Here is a 1,025-nt window from a genome sequence, read left to right as displayed (position 1 = left end):
GGGGGGGCCCCGCTTTTTTGTGTGCGCGGGGGCTCGGGGGCGGCTTGGTGCGTGAGGGGGCGTGGGGACGGGGTCAGGCGCCGGTGGTCAGGCGGGCGCGCAGCTCGCGGCGGTGCCTGATGCGGTACTTGCGGTAGACGCGGGTGAGGTGCTGCTCGACCGTGCTCACCGCGATGGACAGTTCGGCCGCCACCTCCCGGTTGGTCAGGCCGCGCGCCGCCAGGGTGGCCACGCGGCGTTCGGCTCCGGTGAGGATGACGCCGGCGGACGGCGGCGCGGCCGGTTCCGGTGCCGGTTCCGGGGGCGGCGGCGGTCGTTCGATGCCGCAGGCGAGGGCGGCCTCGTGCGCTTGGGCGAGCAGCTCGCGCGCCGCCGCCTCGTCGCCGAGCTCCCGGTGGGCGCGGCCCAGCTCGGCGAGGACGCGGGCGGTGCCGTAGCGGTCGCCGCAGGTCCGGTACAGCTCCAGGGCGCGGGTGAGCGTCGCCGGGCGGTGTTCCGCGGCGCCGGCGGCGGCCAGGACGCGCAGCGCGCCGGCGCGGGCGCGGGGGTGGTGGTGCACGGGGTCGGCGAGCCGGTCGTCCAGCAGCCGGACGGCCCGTTCGGGGCGGCCCAGGGCCAGCCAGGCCTCGGCGGCGCCGGCCCGCCAGGGCGCCAGCGACGGGGTGTCCAGGCCCCAGCCCCGCAGCGTCTCGCCGCAGGAGACGAAGCAGGCCAGGGCCTCGCGTGGGCGGCCCAGCGCGAGGTGGTTCAGCCCGCGGGCGTGCTGGTGGGGAACGGCGAAGATCGTCCGGTGCGTCGGGGCGGGGAGCCGCCGTTCCAGGAGGGAGGCGGCCGTCTCGTGGTCGCCGAGGGCGGTGTACGTCTCGGCGAGGACGGCCAGCGGGAAGGCGAGCGCCGTGCCCCAGCCCGGCTCGGGCATCAGGTCCAGGGCCCGGGTGCCGTGTTCGAGGGCGGCGGCGGTCGTTCGATGCCGCAGGCGAGGGCGGCCTCGTGCGCTTGGGCGAGCAGCTCGCGCGCCGCCGCCT

The 1,025-nt window shown here is 78.6% G+C and carries 1 protein-coding gene; it reads right to left on the bottom strand.

Annotated elements, in window-relative coordinates; genetic code table 11:
• Positions 1-73: 73 nt before the first annotated feature.
• Positions 74-919 (bottom strand): helix-turn-helix transcriptional regulator, encoded by an 846-nt coding sequence (locus tag ACSNOK_RS33215; RefSeq protein ID WP_436784501.1) that lies wholly within the window; start codon positions 917-919, stop codon positions 74-76.
• Between the last annotated feature and the right edge of the window lie 106 nt (positions 920-1,025).

It is taken from the genome of Streptomyces sp. URMC 126, assembly GCF_051386555.1.
Lineage (GTDB): Bacteria > Actinomycetota > Actinomycetes > Streptomycetales > Streptomycetaceae > Streptomyces.
The sequence above is the reverse complement of the archived record's forward strand: the minus strand, read 5'-3'. Positions and strand labels throughout refer to the sequence as shown.

Excerpts from the sequence above, each read along its gene's own strand:
- ACSNOK_RS33215 (WP_436784501.1), bottom strand. The coding sequence starts at position 919 with ATGCCCGAGCCGGGCTGGGGCACGGCGCTCGCCTTCCCGCTGGCCGTC.